The 15,704-nt window shown below is 54.2% G+C and carries 21 protein-coding genes; 12 read left to right on the top strand and 9 right to left on the bottom strand.

All coding sequences use genetic code 11. From position 1 onward, the window contains the following. Positions 1-9: 9 nt before the first annotated feature. Genes THS27_RS08150 through THS27_RS08160 form a run of 3 tightly spaced genes read right to left on the bottom strand, consistent with a single transcriptional unit; the run spans position 10 to position 1,965 of the window. Positions 10-471 carry a hypothetical protein gene (locus THS27_RS08150; RefSeq protein ID WP_085589692.1) on the bottom strand — a complete coding sequence of 154 codons (462 nt, stop codon included), beginning with the start codon at positions 469-471 and terminating at the stop codon, positions 10-12. 4 nt (positions 472-475) lie between these two features. Then, positions 476-823 carry a rod-binding protein gene (locus THS27_RS08155; RefSeq protein WP_085589694.1) on the bottom strand — a complete coding sequence of 116 codons (348 nt, stop codon included), beginning with the start codon at positions 821-823 and terminating at the stop codon, positions 476-478. Further along, positions 823-1,965 (bottom strand): flagellar basal body P-ring protein FlgI, encoded by a 1,143-nt coding sequence (locus THS27_RS08160; RefSeq protein WP_085589884.1) that lies wholly within the window; start codon positions 1,963-1,965, stop codon positions 823-825. The genes THS27_RS08155 and THS27_RS08160 overlap by 1 nt, the downstream gene beginning before the upstream one ends. A 363-nt stretch (positions 1,966-2,328) precedes the next feature. On the opposite strand from THS27_RS08160, the gene THS27_RS08165 reads away from it, so the two are divergent. Both THS27_RS08165 and dksA read left to right on the top strand, forming a co-directional pair. After that, entirely contained in the window at positions 2,329-2,775 is a 447-nt protein-coding gene (locus THS27_RS08165) for a flagellar assembly protein FliX (protein WP_085589886.1), read from the top strand. Positions 2,776-2,923: 148 nt separating this feature from the next. Next, complete coding sequence (gene dksA / locus THS27_RS08170) at positions 2,924-3,340, top strand: RNA polymerase-binding protein DksA (RefSeq protein ID WP_073953569.1); 417 nt, start codon at positions 2,924-2,926, stop codon at positions 3,338-3,340. 304 nt (positions 3,341-3,644) lie between these two features. Here the strand turns inward: dksA and flgH are convergent, their stop codons facing one another. From flgH to THS27_RS08190, 3 genes are all read right to left on the bottom strand, one after another. Then, complete coding sequence (gene flgH / locus THS27_RS08180) at positions 3,645-4,442, bottom strand: flagellar basal body L-ring protein FlgH (protein ID WP_246832891.1); 798 nt, start codon at positions 4,440-4,442, stop codon at positions 3,645-3,647. Positions 4,443-4,788: 346 nt separating this feature from the next. Continuing rightward, positions 4,789-5,217 (bottom strand): EVE domain-containing protein, encoded by a 429-nt coding sequence (locus THS27_RS08185; RefSeq protein ID WP_168184853.1) that lies wholly within the window; start codon positions 5,215-5,217, stop codon positions 4,789-4,791. Position 5,218: 1 nt separating this feature from the next. Beyond that, complete coding sequence (locus tag THS27_RS08190) at positions 5,219-5,596, bottom strand: VOC family protein (protein ID WP_085589700.1); 378 nt, start codon at positions 5,594-5,596, stop codon at positions 5,219-5,221. A gap of 60 nt (positions 5,597-5,656) precedes the next feature. On the opposite strand from THS27_RS08190, the gene THS27_RS08195 reads away from it, so the two are divergent. Next, positions 5,657-6,088, top strand: coding sequence for a MarR family winged helix-turn-helix transcriptional regulator (locus THS27_RS08195; RefSeq protein ID WP_168184854.1), 432 nt, complete (start codon positions 5,657-5,659; stop codon positions 6,086-6,088). Positions 6,089-6,135: 47 nt separating this feature from the next. Here THS27_RS08195 and flgA read toward each other — a convergent pair whose 3' ends face one another. From flgA to flgF, 3 genes are all read right to left on the bottom strand, one after another. Beyond that, on the bottom strand, positions 6,136-7,092 hold the full coding sequence (flgA, locus tag THS27_RS08200; RefSeq protein ID WP_085589889.1) for a flagellar basal body P-ring formation chaperone FlgA: 957 nt from the start codon (positions 7,090-7,092) through the stop codon (positions 6,136-6,138). Positions 7,093-7,240: 148 nt separating this feature from the next. Continuing rightward, positions 7,241-8,026 carry a flagellar basal-body rod protein FlgG gene (gene flgG, locus THS27_RS08205; protein ID WP_085589703.1) on the bottom strand — a complete coding sequence of 262 codons (786 nt, stop codon included), beginning with the start codon at positions 8,024-8,026 and terminating at the stop codon, positions 7,241-7,243. Positions 8,027-8,101: 75 nt separating this feature from the next. Next, complete coding sequence (gene flgF / locus THS27_RS08210) at positions 8,102-8,842, bottom strand: flagellar basal-body rod protein FlgF (protein WP_085589705.1); 741 nt, start codon at positions 8,840-8,842, stop codon at positions 8,102-8,104. A gap of 216 nt (positions 8,843-9,058) precedes the next feature. Here flgF and THS27_RS08215 point away from each other — a divergent pair, with 216 nt between their 5' ends. From THS27_RS08215 to THS27_RS08255, 9 genes are all read left to right on the top strand, one after another. Next, entirely contained in the window at positions 9,059-9,238 is a 180-nt protein-coding gene (locus tag THS27_RS08215; protein WP_085589707.1) for a hypothetical protein, read from the top strand. Positions 9,239-9,492: 254 nt separating this feature from the next. Continuing rightward, a complete protein-coding gene (locus tag THS27_RS08220; RefSeq protein ID WP_085589709.1) occupies positions 9,493-10,032 on the top strand; it encodes a flagellar basal body-associated FliL family protein in 540 nt (179 codons plus the stop codon). Between the two features lie 43 nt (positions 10,033-10,075). Beyond that, the gene (fliM, locus tag THS27_RS08225) at positions 10,076-11,212 is read left to right on the top strand and encodes a flagellar motor switch protein FliM (RefSeq protein ID WP_085589711.1); all 1,137 of its coding nucleotides are present in this window, start codon (positions 10,076-10,078) and stop codon (positions 11,210-11,212) included. Next, positions 11,212-11,874, top strand: coding sequence for a DUF6468 domain-containing protein (locus THS27_RS08230; RefSeq protein WP_085589713.1), 663 nt, complete (start codon positions 11,212-11,214; stop codon positions 11,872-11,874). Before fliM ends, THS27_RS08230 begins: the two co-directional genes overlap by 1 nt. A gap of 240 nt (positions 11,875-12,114) precedes the next feature. Continuing rightward, positions 12,115-12,831, top strand: coding sequence for a MotE family protein (locus tag THS27_RS08235; RefSeq protein WP_085589715.1), 717 nt, complete (start codon positions 12,115-12,117; stop codon positions 12,829-12,831). 211 nt (positions 12,832-13,042) lie between these two features. Then, positions 13,043-13,429 (top strand): response regulator, encoded by a 387-nt coding sequence (locus THS27_RS08240; protein WP_085580778.1) that lies wholly within the window; start codon positions 13,043-13,045, stop codon positions 13,427-13,429. Between the two features lie 23 nt (positions 13,430-13,452). Then, positions 13,453-14,115, top strand: coding sequence for a protein phosphatase CheZ (locus THS27_RS08245; protein ID WP_085589717.1), 663 nt, complete (start codon positions 13,453-13,455; stop codon positions 14,113-14,115). Positions 14,116-14,141: 26 nt separating this feature from the next. After that, complete coding sequence (locus tag THS27_RS08250; protein ID WP_085589719.1) at positions 14,142-14,984, top strand: hypothetical protein; 843 nt, start codon at positions 14,142-14,144, stop codon at positions 14,982-14,984. Beyond that, the gene (locus tag THS27_RS08255) at positions 14,981-15,703 is read left to right on the top strand and encodes a flagellar motor protein MotB (protein WP_246832892.1); all 723 of its coding nucleotides are present in this window, start codon (positions 14,981-14,983) and stop codon (positions 15,701-15,703) included. Before THS27_RS08250 ends, THS27_RS08255 begins: the two co-directional genes overlap by 4 nt. Position 15,704: the final 1 nt, after the last annotated feature.

Here is a 15,704-nt window from a genome sequence, read left to right on the forward strand (position 1 = left end):
CCCTGTGCCTTAAAACGTTTCGTTCAGGCTGATGGAAAGAGTGCCGCGATTTTTGGTGGTGTTGTAACCCCGACCAACCGGGCTATTGACATAGCCGCCCCGGTTATAGGTTGTGACCTGTTCATTAGCGCGGCTTTTGACTGCACGAACGATGGTGTCAATCATGCGCTGGTTGGTGATTTCGGCAGCCTTGAGCGCACGCATATTGCGCTTTGCGGCTTCCTGAAAACGGGCCTGCAATTCGCGTAGTTCAACTTTTTCGTCTTCGGGCATGTTTTTCAGGTCTTCCGCCCGGGTCCGCAATTCCAGCACCAGCTGTTCATATTGCATCGACAGGGCAGATTTTTCCGCAACGAAGCGGTCATATTCTGCCGTTTCAAGGGTACGCATACCCTCGGTTTCGCGCTCCAGCAGCGAAATCAGGTCAAAAGTGACGCTTTTCAGCTCAATTACCATCTGTTCCGTTGTCATGATATCAGGCTCCCTGCGTCTTGAGGATTTCGCGTGTAACCGCATCTGCAATTCCTACGCCACCCGCGCTGGTCATTTTTTGCGCGTACTGGTCAACCAGCATGGATCGAAACATTGTTTCCCCATGCCCGCCGCCAAAATTCGGATCGGTTTCGATCCCTTCAAACATGTGGCTCAGCATTTGCGACAGAAACATGCTTTCAAATTTTTTGCCGGCTTCCTCGGCCTGGGCCAGTGTTTTGTGCTTGCCGTTACCAAGCCCGCTTGCCTGTGAGGCAATGGAAGATGCCTTGCTGGCTTGTGCGCTGGTTTGTGCCTGCGCCATAAGGGCGCTTGTGCCATCAATCATCATTACATCACCTCGATTTCGGCCTGAAGGGCACCGGATGCCTTGATGGCCTGCAAAATTGTGATCATGTCGCGCGGGCCAACGCCCAGGCTGTTCAAACCGCTAACCAGTTCCTGAAGCGTGACACCGGTATCGAGAATGCCCAGCTTTTTGTCCGCCCCTTCGTCAACCTGCACATCGGTGCGCGGGACGGTGGTGGTGGTGCCCCCTTGCGAGAAAGGCGAAGGTTGGGAGACCTGCGGGGTTTCGGTGACCCGGATGGTTAGATTGCCCTGGGCAATGGCAACGCGGTTGATGCGCACATTTTCGCCCATAACAATGGTACCGGTCGATTCATCAATCACCACCTTGGCAATCTGGTCCGGTTCGACGCGCAACTGTTCGATATCGGTCAGTAACGCCACCACATCCTTGTTATAGCGGTCCGGCACGGTAAGGCGAACAGTGCCAGGGTCGCTGGGACGGGAGGCAACCTCGCCAAGATAGGCGTTAATGGCGTTGGAAATGCGACGTGCCGTGGTGAAATCGGGGTTGCGCAGCACCACCGACATGGTTTTCATCGCATTAAGATTAAAGTCGATTTCGCGTTCAATAATGGCGCCGTTGGCAATGCGTGCGGCGGTTGGAACACCCTTCACCACGGTTTGGGCATTGCCCTGCGCGCTAAAGCCGCCAACGGCAACCGGCCCCTGGGCAACAGCGTAAACTTCGCCGTCGGCACCGACCAGCGGGGTTACCAGCAAGGTGCCACCCTGAAGGCTTTTGGCGGTGCCAATAGCGCTGATATTGACGTCAATTTTCGACCCCTGGCGCGAAAAGGGCGGCAGGGTGCTTGTGACCATCACAGCGGCGATGTTGTCGGAATCAAGGTTTTCGATCTGGTCGCGCACGTTAATGCCCAGTCGTTCGAGCATGGCAACCATGCTTTGGCGGGTAAATTCGGCGTCTTTCAAATCGTCGCCCGTGCCGTTCAAACCAACGACCAGGCCATAACCCACCAGCATGTTGTCACGGACACCTTCAAAATCGGCGATGTCCTTGATGCGGGACTGGGCATGGGCGGCTGATATGGGGGCCAGGGCGAAAATGCCCAGCGCTGCGATAATCGCTGCCTGAAATGCATATTTGCCAAGACGCTTGATCATGTTGGTCATTCCGCTGTGTCGGGGGCGAAAGTTACGCCGGTTAACTGGGCTGACAGGCAATGTGAAATGCCCTCGCCAGATACAAAGCGAAAAACGTGCCAATCGAGCATTCACAAGGTTCGCGCGTTAGGGAAATTTAAACGGTTCCAGTAAATTCAGCTGCTTATGCCCATCTGGCTGATGAAAAGGAGCCTCTGGCGGCCTGACCCGGCATTTTTTTCCGGTTGCTGAAACGATGACTTTGGGGAAGACTCGACAAAGGATCAATTTGTCGCCAGATATAGGGCAGGATACGGAATTGATCGTGATTTTCCGGCAGGTCGTTATATGGGCCTGGAACGCAAAAATAAGGCAGTAGACAAAATGAAGGTTAGCGGATCAAAAGGCACCACGTCGGGTGCGTCGACACGCAAGGCTTCGGGCACTGGTGGTAATGACCGGGGGTTTGCCAATGCCATGCGTTCCAGTGGCCCCGGGCCGGAACGGGCTGCGGCTGCGGGTGGATTGCATGCGCCATCATCGGTCAGCGCGCTTGATGCGTTACTGGCCCTGCAACAAAGCGGTGACGCGCTGGATTCCCCGCGGAAACGCTCTGTTGCACGCGCAAAGACGCTGCTTGATCAGCTTGACCGGGTGCGTCAGGCCTTGCTGGGCGGAGGCCTTCCGGCGTCGCAACTGGCGCAACTGGTTGATGTTGTGGGAAAACAACGCGAAGAAGTTGACGATCCGGCGTTAAGTGAGGTTCTTGATGAAATAGAGCTGCGCGCACGGGTTGAATTGGCAAAGCTGGATGTTGCCGGTTTGCGTTAGTTGATGGCAATTCCCTTAGGGTGTTGAAATTTAACCTGTTTCCGGTTTTTTTACGATAGATTTGGCGAAATTGTTCAATCAGCTTGCACGCATAGGCTGGTGCCTCTATATTCCCGCGCGATCGGTGAGTCCTGTATAGAGGGCATACATGACTATCACATTACCACCTGACTATCGTCCCGCCGAGGACGAAGAGTTCATGAATCCGCGTCAGCGGGAATATTTCCGTCAGAAGCTTTTGGCCTGGCGGGCAGAACTTTTGCACGAATCATCAGAAACATTGGCGAATCTTCAGGACGGAGGATTGCAAGAACCCGATCTTACCGACCGCGCTTCTGCGGAGACAGAGCGGGCACTTGAGTTGCGGACGCGCGACCGTGCGCGCAAGCTGATTTCCAAGATTGACGCCGCTTTGCGCCGCATTGAAGACGGATCCTACGGTTACTGCGAAGAAACTGACGAACCGATCAGCCTTAAACGACTTGAAGCCCGTCCGATTGCAACCCTGAGCATTGAAGCCCAGGAACGCCACGAGCGGATGGAGCGTACCCGCCGCGACGATTGATCGCAGCGGTAAAAAAATACGGTAAAAAGACGGGATCGACTTAGAAACCGCAGCCGAAAAAATTCGTTTCTTGTGGGAGAAACGCTAAAACGGGGATACCCGGCAAGGGATCGGTCCAAACAGACCGGTCCCTTTCTTTTGGGCGCAAGCCGGGTAGATTTTGTGTCTTTGCGTCAAGGGGAATGGGCTGCGTTGCCATGTCGGCACAATAAAACCGGCTGGCAATTTCTTGCCAGCCGGTCGTCGGGGCGGGCAACATGCCCGTCTGCGGAACCCCCGAAGTCTTATTCACAATCTGCCAGGGTCAGAACGGTAACAGGATATCCATAATCTCGCTGCCATACCGGGGTTGTTGCACGTCGGAAATGGTGCCGCGTCCGCCATATGAAATGCGGGCTTCGGCAATTTTGTCATAGGATACGGTATTGGCCGATGTAATGTCGGCGGCCCGGATGACACCGGCGACCTGCACTTCGCGCACTTCGGCGTTAACGCGAATTTCCTGCCGGCCATGAATGACATAATTGCCGTTAGGCAAAACCTGCACAATAATCGCCGCGACCTTAAGATCGATGGTTTCGGTACGATCCAGCGTGCCGCCGCCCGAATTGGACGAATTGCTGTCGATGTTAAACAGATTTGACGGGTCAATCGTTTCTGGCAAAACCTTGGTAAACTGGCTTTCCAGCCCCAGTAACGACGGAATCCCCATGTCTTCGGAATTTTTCCGTGTGCGTGCGGTTGTATTGGCCAATTGCGCCTTGTCATCAATCGCGATGCTGACGGTCAAAATGTCACCCACCTGGCTGGCGCGCTGATCCTTGAAAAAGGACCGCGCCCCGGTGCGCCACAACGAATTCGGGTTGCTTTCGGCAACCTGGGGGGCTGGCATGGGCATACTGACCGGGCGATAGCCGGGGCTTTGGGTCGGGTTATTGATTCCAGACAGTTTCGGTGCCTCGCCAACTTCTGACAGGCGACGCATGGTGTTGCACCCCGATAACAAGGCCGTCGCACATATCAGCGACAGGGTCATTGCCAGCCGGGGAAATTTATTCGGGTGCCGTGAGGGCACCCTTGTCGGGGTTTTGATAAAGGTCATTTTATCCTCCTGGGTTCCGCACAGTGTAACTAGCAACCTTCGTGCCAGTTATGTGTCGCCCAGGACGGCAAACCTTGCCGGGCCTGTGCCGGGCGGGCCGGCCATGCTCAAACAGGGCGGAGTTCCGGGCAATACCCCAAAATTCTGGTCAGAAAAAATCAACGTCCTTACCTGACGATGGATAAAACCAGGAAGGCGTGAGGAGGGAGCCATCACAGGGGGGTATATCCGCGACTGGGGCAGATCTTTTGGTTTTGTCGGTAATGAGGATGGTTAAGGTTATGGTTACATGTTTAATCTGCCAACCTGCCGTCACACGGTTTTGCATTATGGCCGTGCCAGCTGATTAAATGGTAACGCCCATCGCAAGGGCAATTTTCTGAAAATCGGCTTCGGAGAGTTTTCGTTTTGCTCCTCGCATGACGAAGCCCCAATATGCCGCCCGGCCTTGTGTCAGTTCCAGTTCTTCAAGAAGTGGCCGGATCGGGGCAGGGGTTGCCGCAAGCAGGTAATCCACATCAACACGGTGCGGATGAAACCCCATGGATTGATCCGCTTGATAGGGTTTTTCGGACGTAATTTGACCAATCGTCGTAAACGCTTGCACAGGCACACCGCCGTCGATTTCTTCGCGCGGAGAATAATAGATAATCCAGTCGCCTTTCTGTAGTCCGCTTATGGCAGATTGCTTGCCATGTCCAAGCTGGGCGAACCCGCCATCACGGCCTGCCCTTGCATGTCGGGCGCAGGCAACGCCCATCCAGTAACGGGTCATATCACACCTTCTGATCCATTGCGGTATGAACGGTGATCGTATAGCCAAAGGGATCGCGGAATGCGAAATATCGCCCAAACGGGCCATCTTTTGGGGGGAAGACGATCTCTATCCGGTCAGCGGCAAGTTCCGCGTGCAGGGTATCGGCATCATTGCAGGCAAACCAGAGTGCGATACCGGCCCCAAGGAAATCTTTCGCAGATGAAAGGTCTGTTATGGGTTTGCGAACCGCGAAAGGGACCGGCTTGCTGTCGAACACCACAGCACCCGGAGGCCCCTGCATGATCGGAAGGCCAAGCTTGCCGTGGTAAAAATCCCTGGCGGCTTCCAGATCATCGGCCTGAATGCCCACAAAATCGATGCCAGTAAGATATGCCATACTTTTTCTCCTGATTGGATGTATAATATCAACTTCCTGATATGTTATAAGGAACCTGATATGATAAAGGAAGGCAGTCTGGAAAGGTCTCTGGGCTACAATTTAAAAAGAACCCAGCATCGCTTGCGTCGCCGGATGGACGAGGCCTTGAAAAGCTGTGGTTTATCAACAGCGCAAAATGCGGTGCTTGCCGCGCTGATGGCCCAGCCAGACATGACAAATGCCGATCTTGCAAATGCAGCATTTATCACGCCGCAATCCATGCAATCTGTGCTGGCGGGGCTGGAGACAGCGGGATATGTGGTCAGACGGCAGGACGATCACCACAAGCGCCGTCAACTTGCCCGGTTAACCCCAAGTGGCGAGGAACTGGCCTTGCAAGGCCGAGCGGCAATTGTGCAAGTCGAGGAAGCCCTTGCCAAAGCCGTGGCACCTCTTTCGGAGGACGAGGCATTGGCCCTGCTTTACCGTCTTCAGAAAGCGCTGGATTAAAGGAGAGGTGCTTTGCCCGGTTTGTCCGGGGTTTGGATGTCGCGAGATTACTGGCTCATGGCCGGGATGGCGCGCACATCGTTTTCTGCGGTGACTTCAACCTGAATGGTTTTGTTGCTTTGCAAATTAACCACCCGGATCACATCCCCGGCGGATCCGTTTTCAAGGGCTTTTCCCCGTGCGGTAAGCGACATGTTTGGGGTTTCAAGCCGGATCGTCACAATTGCCCCGCGTTTTACCAGAATGGGGGCTGTGAAATCGCGGTTTAGTAATGGTTCGCCGGGGTTGACGCTGCGGCGTACTTCCTTGCCGATAACATCGGCGGGGTCACGCAGGACATTGGCTTGCAGGCGGTCGCTGCGAACATCGCGCATTTCGACCTGATCGGGGCGCACGATGTCGCCGCGCTGTACCGAATCAACTAAAACAGGTACCTGTTCAAGGGGGAAATAACGCCCGCTCATGCGATAGGTGCGTTGCTGGGCCGTGCCGCGCCCTGTGGTAACGTCGGCAATAAACCGGCCGGTGCGACGGTTGATATTGATACCGGTGATTTCAAGCTGAACCGGGGCGTTAACCGGCAGCTCGATGCGAAAGGTTTCCCCGCCCATATCCACGGCAAAAGGTGCCGGTATGCCGTTTTCCGACAAGGCCCCGTGGATGGCATCGGAAATTTCATCCATGCCGATGGTTTGGCTGTCGCGAATTACAATTGTTTGGTCGGCTGTTGTGCGCGGGCGCCAGGCAACCTTGTATCGCTGGGCAATTCCTGCCAGCCAGCGATAATCAAGCACTGCCTGTTGGCCAGGCTGCGGTGCGTGGGCCACGGCAACATCTTCCTGTTCAACCGGCAGGCCGCTAAAAAGGTCGCCCAAGGTGACATAGGCCCCTTCGATATGGGCCTGTGGGCGCAAAAGAATATCCATTTCCTGTGCTTGCAGGTTTCCCGGCAGCAGGAACAACAAGGCCAGCGCAAGGGCAGAAAGGGTGTTTCGCATCATCATGCCTGTGATGTTAGCACCAAAATAACAATGACAGGTAAAGCAAAACACAAACCGGACAATTCAGGCCGGAAAACGCCGGACTGGCCGGTTTCGCAATGCCGGGTCTTGTTTTCCGGGTTCTGGTTTTAACGAACCTGTGCGGTGTTAATTATCGCAGGTTGCTGATTGCGCTCATCATTTCGTCGGTCGTCGAGATGGATTTTGAATTCATTTCATAGGCGCGCTGGGCCTTGATCAGGTTGGTGATTTCCTGAACCACGTTAACGTTCGATGATTCAAGATATCCCTGCAGCAGGGTGCCAAACCCCACCGATCCGGCGGTGCCGGTATTGGGGGTGCCCGATGCGTCGGTTTCCAGAAACAGGTTGTCACCAAGTGCGCTCATGCCGGCCGGGTTGATGAAGGTTGCCAGCTGAATCTGGCCCAGATTCTGCGGGGCGACCTGCCCGTCAATTTCGGCGTAAACCTCGCCCGATCCGTTAATGGTAACCGATGTTGCATTGTTTGGCACCGTGATGCCGGGCTGAATGGCATAACCATCCTTGGTGACGATCTGTCCGTTAGCATCAAGTTTGAACGTACCATCACGGGTATAGGCGGTTTCGCCACTGGGCAAATCGACCTGAAAATACCCGCGTCCCTGCAAGGCAACGTCAAGTTCGTTTTCGGTCAGGGTAACACTGCCCTGGCCGGTATAACGGCCAATAGCGGCGGTTTTTACACCCAGACCAACCTGCACACCAACCGGCACAATGGTTCCGGTGTCTGATGACGGTGAACCGGCCCGGCGCAAATCCTGATATAACAGGTCCTGAAACTCGGCGCGCTGGCGTTTATAACCGGTCGTCGTCATGTTGGCGATGTTGTTCGATGTCACATCCACGTTGGTGGATTGTGCCATCATGCCAAGGGCTCCGATATCGAGTGACCGCATTTTTGTCTCCTCTCTGCGCGTGATGCGCTGTCTTGGTGGTTCTGCCCCGGGGGCAGAACAAACGGTTCATATCAATCAGGCGCGGACATCGCCCAGTTTGCTGATCATGTCGCGCTGGCGCTGGTTTTCATTTTCAAGGGTTCTGGTAACCGATTGGTATGTTCGCAAAACCTCGATCATATCGACCATCGCCGTAATCGGATTGACGTTGGATTTTTCCAAAGACCCCTGAACAATCCCCGGGCTTTCAACCGCCTGGGGTTGCTGATCGGTATTATACAGGGACGATCCTTCAGGCTTTAACTGCTGGATATTATCAAAGGTGGAAACGGCAAGGCGGCCGATTTGGCCGACATCGGTGGAAACGGTGCCATCGCCAGCAATGGTCACGCGGGTGTCAGCCTGACCAAAAAACAGCGGCTGTCCGGCGTCTGTCAGCACCGGATAACCTTCTGATGTGATCAGCTGCCCGCCGGGATCCAGCGAAAAATTGCCATTGCGCGTATATCGGGTGCCATTGGGGGTATCGACCGAAAAATACATGTCGGGTTTGGTCAGGGCCACGTCAAAATCGCGTTCGGTGGTTTCGATATTGCCCACCGTGGTATCGCGATACTGGCCAATATCCTGTACCAGCGCAATTTTACGTTCGCCGCGAAACGGGGCATCCTTGTTTGCCGCCATCCAGTCGGTAAACATCATGTTTTGCTGTTTGTACCCGTTGGTGTCCATATTGGCCAGGTTCTGCGTGATGGTGTTCATCTTGCTACGCAAAACCATCTGGCGCGACAGGGCGATATAGGATGTATTTTCCATGGTGGGTCATATCCCGCTTGCAGGCAAAATTGGTTGCCAACGATAATGCGAATGCCGTGCCAGATTGATAAAATTCAATAAAAACAATGCAATGAGCGCATTGGGTAAAACTTGCCGGATTAAAATATGCCATTGATCAGGCAAGAAAGGCCCCTGTACCGGCGATTGTGGAATACCGGGTGCAAAACCGGTTATTGCCCTTTGCCGTGTTCGGACATGGCACAGACTTTGGCGGCAGGTGCCGCAACAGCGCCCATATGCGGCGGTTCGCACGGTATTTACGGCGATATTGGCTGGCTAATCTGCCGGGCGTTGGCGACAGGGCAGGGGGATGCCCGTGGGCAGAAAATGCCGTCCGGTGATTTTAACGGCAAACTGGCAGCTTTTTTGCTTTAACAACCCCGTATAGCTGGTATTGCGCAGGTTTGATCCCAGATGTTAAAGGGATGCTGCGGGCAAGGCCCTGTCTTTGGGCGGCGCGTGGCGGGGCGAAGGCAATGGCTTTACGGGGCTTTTGTTGTCGACCGACGGCTTAGCAGCTATTATGGGCAACGGAATGTTAACGTGGCCGGTTTAAAGCTGTCAAAATTGTGGGACGTGCGGGTGCGTGTGCCGGTTTGACGTGACGATGTGCAGGGCAGGACAGGCTGATGGGTGACGACGTTGACGAAATTGAAGAAGGCGGTGGCAGTGGCAAGGGTGGCAGTAAAAAGCTGCTGATTGTTATTATTCTGTTGGTCTTGTTGCTGGTTGGCGGGGCTGCGGCGGCGTATTTTACCGGCTTGATGCAGCCGGTCATCGATATGGTGCTGGGCAATGATAGCCAGACCACCGAGGAAACAGCACCTGATGCCTCGATCGAACAGGCACCCGGCGTGCCGGAAAATGTTGGCTTTGTTGATTTGCCGGAAATTCTGGTAAACCTTAATACCGGTTCGGGCAAACAAAGCTATTTGAAAATTCGCGTCAGCCTTGAAGTTGCGGACCAGTTGAAGGTGCCGGAAGTTGAACAGATGATGCCGCGCATTGTTGACAATTTTCAGGTTTATCTTCGCGAATTGCGCCCGGAAGACCTTGCCGGGTCCGAAGGTATGTTTCGCCTGCGCGAAGAATTGCTGATCCGGGTAAGTGCTGCCGCAAAGCCTGCCAAAATTAACGACGTTTTGTTCAAGGAAATGCTGGTACAATAATGTACCGCGCAGGACCGAAGATAAAAGCCTGGGATAAACGCCGATGGCCGAAGAAGACGATGATGATGCACTGGCCGCCGAATGGGAAGCCATGGCCGGGGGCGGCGATGACGACGGTGACGGCGGCGACGGCGGCGATGATATGGCCGCCGAATGGGAATCCATGCTTGGCGAGGATGGCGGCGAGGAGGAAGAACTTGTCGGCCCCGGCTCTGCGCGTGTTCTAAACCAGGACGAAATCGACAGCCTGCTGGGCTTTGATGATGGCAGTGGGTCGGGGGATCAGTCCGGCATTCAGGCCATCATTAACTCGTCGATGGTGGCCTATGAACGTTTGCCCATGCTCGAGGTGGTGTTTGACCGCCTGGTGCGCATGATGTCGACATCGTTGCGTAACTTTACCTCGGATAACGTTGAAGTCTCGCTCGACAATATTTTGTCATTGCGTTTTGGCGACTATCTTAATTCCATTCCCTTGCCCGCGATGCTGGGCGTTTTCAAGGCCGAGGAATGGGATAACTATGGTCTGCTGACAGTTGATTCGGCCCTGATTTATTCGATCGTGGACGTGTTGCTGGGCGGGCGCCGGGGCACGGCGGCCATGCGTATTGAAGGCCGCCCTTACACGACGATTGAACGTAACCTGGTTGAACGCATGATCCATGTGGTGCTGGGCGATCTTTCGGCGGCGTTTGATCCGTTAAGCCCGGTGAATTTTCGGTTTGAACGCCTGGAAACCAACCCGCGTTTTGCCACCATTGCCCGCCATGCCAATGCCGCGATTGTTGCCAAGTTGCGCATTGATATGGAAGACCGCGGCGGGCGGCTGGAACTGCTTATTCCCTATGCCACGCTGGAGCCGGTGCGCGAATTGCTGCTTCAGATGTTCATGGGCGAAAAGTTCGGCCGTGACTCGATCTGGGAAAACCACCTTGCCAATGAACTTTGGCAGACGCATGTTAATTTGCTAGCTGTTCTTGATGAACAGGTCATGTCGCTGGGCGATGTGATCAATCTTGAAGTGGGGAACCGGATGTTGCTCAATACCGGGCCAACATCGCCGGTGGAAGTACGTTGCGGGGATGTTGCCCTGTTTCGGGGCCTGATGGGGCGAAAAGGGGACCGAATCGCCATTCAGGTGCGGGAACGCGCGCGTAAGAACAAGGAGGAAACCGGCTGATGGATTTCGAGTTCTATCTCGATCTCCTGATGATTGTTTTGCTGTTGGCGACAATCATCTATGCGCTGATGCTTAATCGCAGGCTTGCAGCCTTTCGTCGTAACCGCGAGGATATGGAGCAGTTTCTGTCGGCATTTCATGCCGCTACCGAGCGGGCCGAAATACTGATTCAATCCTTGAAGGAAATGGCATCGCAAAGCGGGGATGCGTTGCGCGAGGATATTGAGCGGGCCAGTGGCCTGCACGAGGATTTATCGTTTATGGTTGATCGTGGTGATGCCATTGCCAACCGCCTTGAAAAGGCGGCAAGCGGTGTGAATGCCGCGCGTAAAAAGGCATCGTCCGATACCGGTTTGACCGGGCAGGGCGGGGGTGGAGGAAAGCCGCCGCTTGATGAACGCAATGACCGTGTGGGCATTGAAACGCGGGCCGAGGAACTTGCCGCGCGCATGGTCCGCGATACCGAAATGACAAATGCACGAAATGCCTATGATGGCGGTGGCGGCCGCAATGCCGGGGGGGATGATCGCTCATCGTCATCTTTGTCGCGCGATGATCGCGACCGTCGCGCCAACCTTCTTGACGATGAAGACTCAGATCAGGATGCCGGGCGTTCCGATGCAGAGCGGGAATTGCTGGCTGCATTGCGTTCGGTGCGTTAATATCGCATGACCTGTCTTGATATGCCGGTTGGCCGGGTAGGGCGACTTTTGGGGACGAAAACGGGGAATTGTGACGTTATCAACGGGTAAAAGGCGGGTCTGTTTTTTTAACACGGGCTTGTTCTTGTAGTGGAAACTACCCAATTTATATAATGGGTCGGCCTGTTGGTGCGTGCAGTTTGCGACTAGGGTTTATATGCCGTTTCGGGATCGGACCGGCAGATACTATCGGGTGAATGGATGTCTTCTTTGCGTATTTTACCTTTGCTGATTTTGGTGTCAGGGCTTGTCCTGTCGCTTAAGGTCGCGGATATCGTGTCGATCTGGCGCGATGGGGGGGATGTGCAGGAAGCGGCTGCGGTCAGCATGGTACAGGCCGCCCGTGCCCAGGAAAACACCACCCCCGAAGCGGGCGAGCCGGGGCTTGATGCCCCGATGGATGACGCGCTGACCCCGGCAATGGATCAGGAAGCTGCCGCCAGCGGCGATGCAGGCAGCGAGGCCCCCGGTTTTGGTGGGGACCCGACCCTGTTTACCCAGGAAGAAATTGATCTTTTGCAAAATCTGTCGGCGCGCCGCTCCGAGCTGGACCGTCGCGAGCAACGCCTTGACGAACGCGAAAGCCTGATCACGGCCGCCGAAGCACGGATCGATAGCAAAATTGCCGAAATGAAACGATTGCAGACGTCGATTGCGCAGCTTGTTGAAAAGAAAGACGAGAAAGACGATGATCGTATCAAGAAGCTGATTACGGTTTATGAAAAAATGAAACCCAAGGATGCTGCCCGGATCTGGAATGATCTGGATATGAGCATTCTGTTGCAGGTTGCCCAGGGCATGCGTGAAGCCAATACCGCAGCGGTCCTGGCGGAAATGACGCCCGATCGCGCCCGCGCCCTGACAACCGAGCTTGCCTATAAACGTGATTTAAGTACGCTGCCATTGACAAATCCGTAACCGGTCTGCCTCTAATTAAACCCGAAGGCCGACAAAACTGAAAAATAACCCTCTGGTTTTAACCGGAGTTCTTGAAATCAGATGAAAAACACTCATTTTTATCAAAGTGAAAAGCCTTGATTAACCTAAATTAAATAGGTACATCACGAATATAATGTTCCGAACCAAAAGCTGGGTAGTTTTCCAGATTGACAGCATCATGGAGTGGTAAATGTCCGTCGATCCCAATATGCCAATTCTGATTGTCGATGATTACAAAACCATGTTGCGTATCATCCGTAATCTTCTTCGCCAGTTGAACTTCACCAATATTGAAGAAGCAACCGATGGCAGCATGGCGTTGCGCAAATTGCGTGAAAAGCCGTTCAGCCTGGTTATTTCCGACTGGAACATGGAGCCGATGACCGGTCTTCAGTTGCTTAAGGAAGTTCGCGCGGATGCGAAACTGAAGGACCTTCCCTTCATCATGATCACTGCCGAAGCCAAGACTGAAAACGTCGTTATGGCTAAAAAAGCAGGCGTATCAAATTATATCGTCAAGCCGTTCAATGCCGAAACCCTCAAGGGTAAGCTGACCACGGTTCTTGGTGATTTCTAAGTCAAAAAGGGGCACGGGGCATTTTGTCCCGTGATACCGCCGTGGATGATAGCCAATTACGTGATCTGCTGGGCCAGTTAAAGACGCGTCTTGAAAAAGGCGATCTGAAAATTGAAGAAGTTTCCGGGCTTGTCGAAAGTCTGGCAAAGTTTCTTCCGGCCAACACAAAGACCGACAATCAGGATGAAAAACGCCTGTTTGGCGAACTTGATGAGCTTTCCAATATCATTCGCAAGATGAAATCGGAAATCGCGTCATTGCGTCCTGATGATATCAAGGCCGAATATATCCCGAATGCCACGGACGAGCTTGACGCCATTGTCGATGCGACAGCCGGGGCAACGCATGAAATTCTTGATGCGATGGACTCGCTTGAAGAATTTGCAGCTACCCTGCCGCCTGAACAGGCAGAGCTTGTAACCAATGCGACCATGCGGGTTTATGAAGCCTGTAATTTCCAGGATATTACAGGTCAGCGAACGACCAAGGTTGTCAAGGCGTTAAAAGCCATTGAAGAACGGGTTGAAGGGCTGGTAACGGCGTTTGGTGCAGAAATTGCGCGTTATGCCGAAGCCAACCCGCGCAAGGCCAGGGAACAAAAGCAGGGGGATGACGCCCTGTTGAACGGCCCGCAGCTTGAAGGCAAGGGCGTGTCGCAGGCCGATATTGACGCGATGTTTAATTGACCCCTTGGGCGAAATGACGAACGGGTATGGCAGAAGCAGAAGATGACGCCCCAAAACGTGTAGTCGCCGTGACCGGTGGTACAACGGCGTTATTCCTGTCGCTTTATCTTTTGCTTTTGGCTTTTTTCATTCTGTTAAACACCATCTCGACCTATGAAGAGGTAAAGGCGCAAAAGGTGCAGCAAAGTCTGTCATCGGCCTTTGCCTCTATTTTGCCGCCCACCACCAGCCTTGATACGGTTACATCGGTTGATGGGCCGTTGCTTGCGGCACAGGAAACCCAGCAAAAGCTGGGCGATCTGTTTCAGTCCCCGTTAAAAGTGGCACGTGTCGAAGTCCTTCAGCCAGGAAAGCTGATGGAAGTGATGATGCATACCGACCAGCTGTTTGATCCCGATAAAATAACCATTCGTGACCGCCAGAAAGGTTTTGTTGCCAATCTGGCCCATGCGCTGGCCGATACAACAGGCGGGGCGCAATATGAAATGGAAATGATGCTGGGCAGCAATCTGGGTAAATATGGAACTGTGCCGGTTGAAGGCAGCCTGGAAATTGCCCGTGCCGGTGCCTTTGCCCGCCAGGTGATTGCCCAGGGGGCACCCGCCCGTTCGGTCGATGTCGGGATTGACCCCAGTGCCGATCCTTTCATTGTCACATTCCGGTTTTTCTGGGATCAGACTGCCGAGGCCAAGGCCGCTGCCGAACGCGCCGCCGCCAAGCAGCGTTCTGTTACAACCACGGTTCCGTTGCCGTCATTGCCAAAAACCGGCACGGGCGGGCCTTCGGTGACCATTCCTCTGCCAATGGCTTCGCCCGGGGTGGCCCCTGCGGCCCCGTCTGCAACACCGGCACCGGGAGACGGCGGATGATGGACGAACCCAAAAAAGAAGAACCATCCGGCCCACCGATCTGGATGCTAAGTCTGGCCGATCTGATTTCGCTGCTTTTGACATTTTTTGTCATGCTGTTTGCCATGTCGAGCGTGAAGGTGGATCGCTGGGACGAAGTGGTTGATTCCCTGTCGCAATCGATCAAACCCTCGCCGGTTGACCCGACGGACGAGCCCACAGCCCAAATGAATATTCCGCGTGTGTATCGCAAACCGGCGATGAACCTGGATTATTTAAGTTCCGTGATCGAAGGTGCCATCCGTGATAATCCGGTATTGATGCATGCCCGTTTGAAACATGCCTCGGATAAACTGATTATTTCATTGCCCGGCGATGTGATGTTTGTGCCGGGCAGTGAAAAGCTGGCGCAAAATGCCCGTCAGGCCCTGTTTGTTTTGGGCGGGGTGCTGTCAAACATTGGTAATCGTGTAGGTGTGCAGGGCCATACCGACCCGCGCCCGGTAAGCGGGCAAAGCCGTTATACATCAAACTGGGAACTTTCCCTGGCCCGTGCCGCCGAGGTTGCCAACGAATTAAAAAGGTCTGGTTACCTGGATTACATAAATATTTACGGATTTGCGGCATCAAGGTACGACGACCTGCCGCGGACTGATGATGAAGATAAGCGCTATGAGATGGCGCGTCGTGTTGACATCGTCATTGAACCCCACGGCGGGAGTGGTCTCGGAGGTTCATAGG

Source organism: Thalassospira sp. MCCC 1A01428, assembly GCF_002115825.1.
In the GTDB taxonomy this organism is placed as follows: domain Bacteria; phylum Pseudomonadota; class Alphaproteobacteria; order Rhodospirillales; family Thalassospiraceae; genus Thalassospira.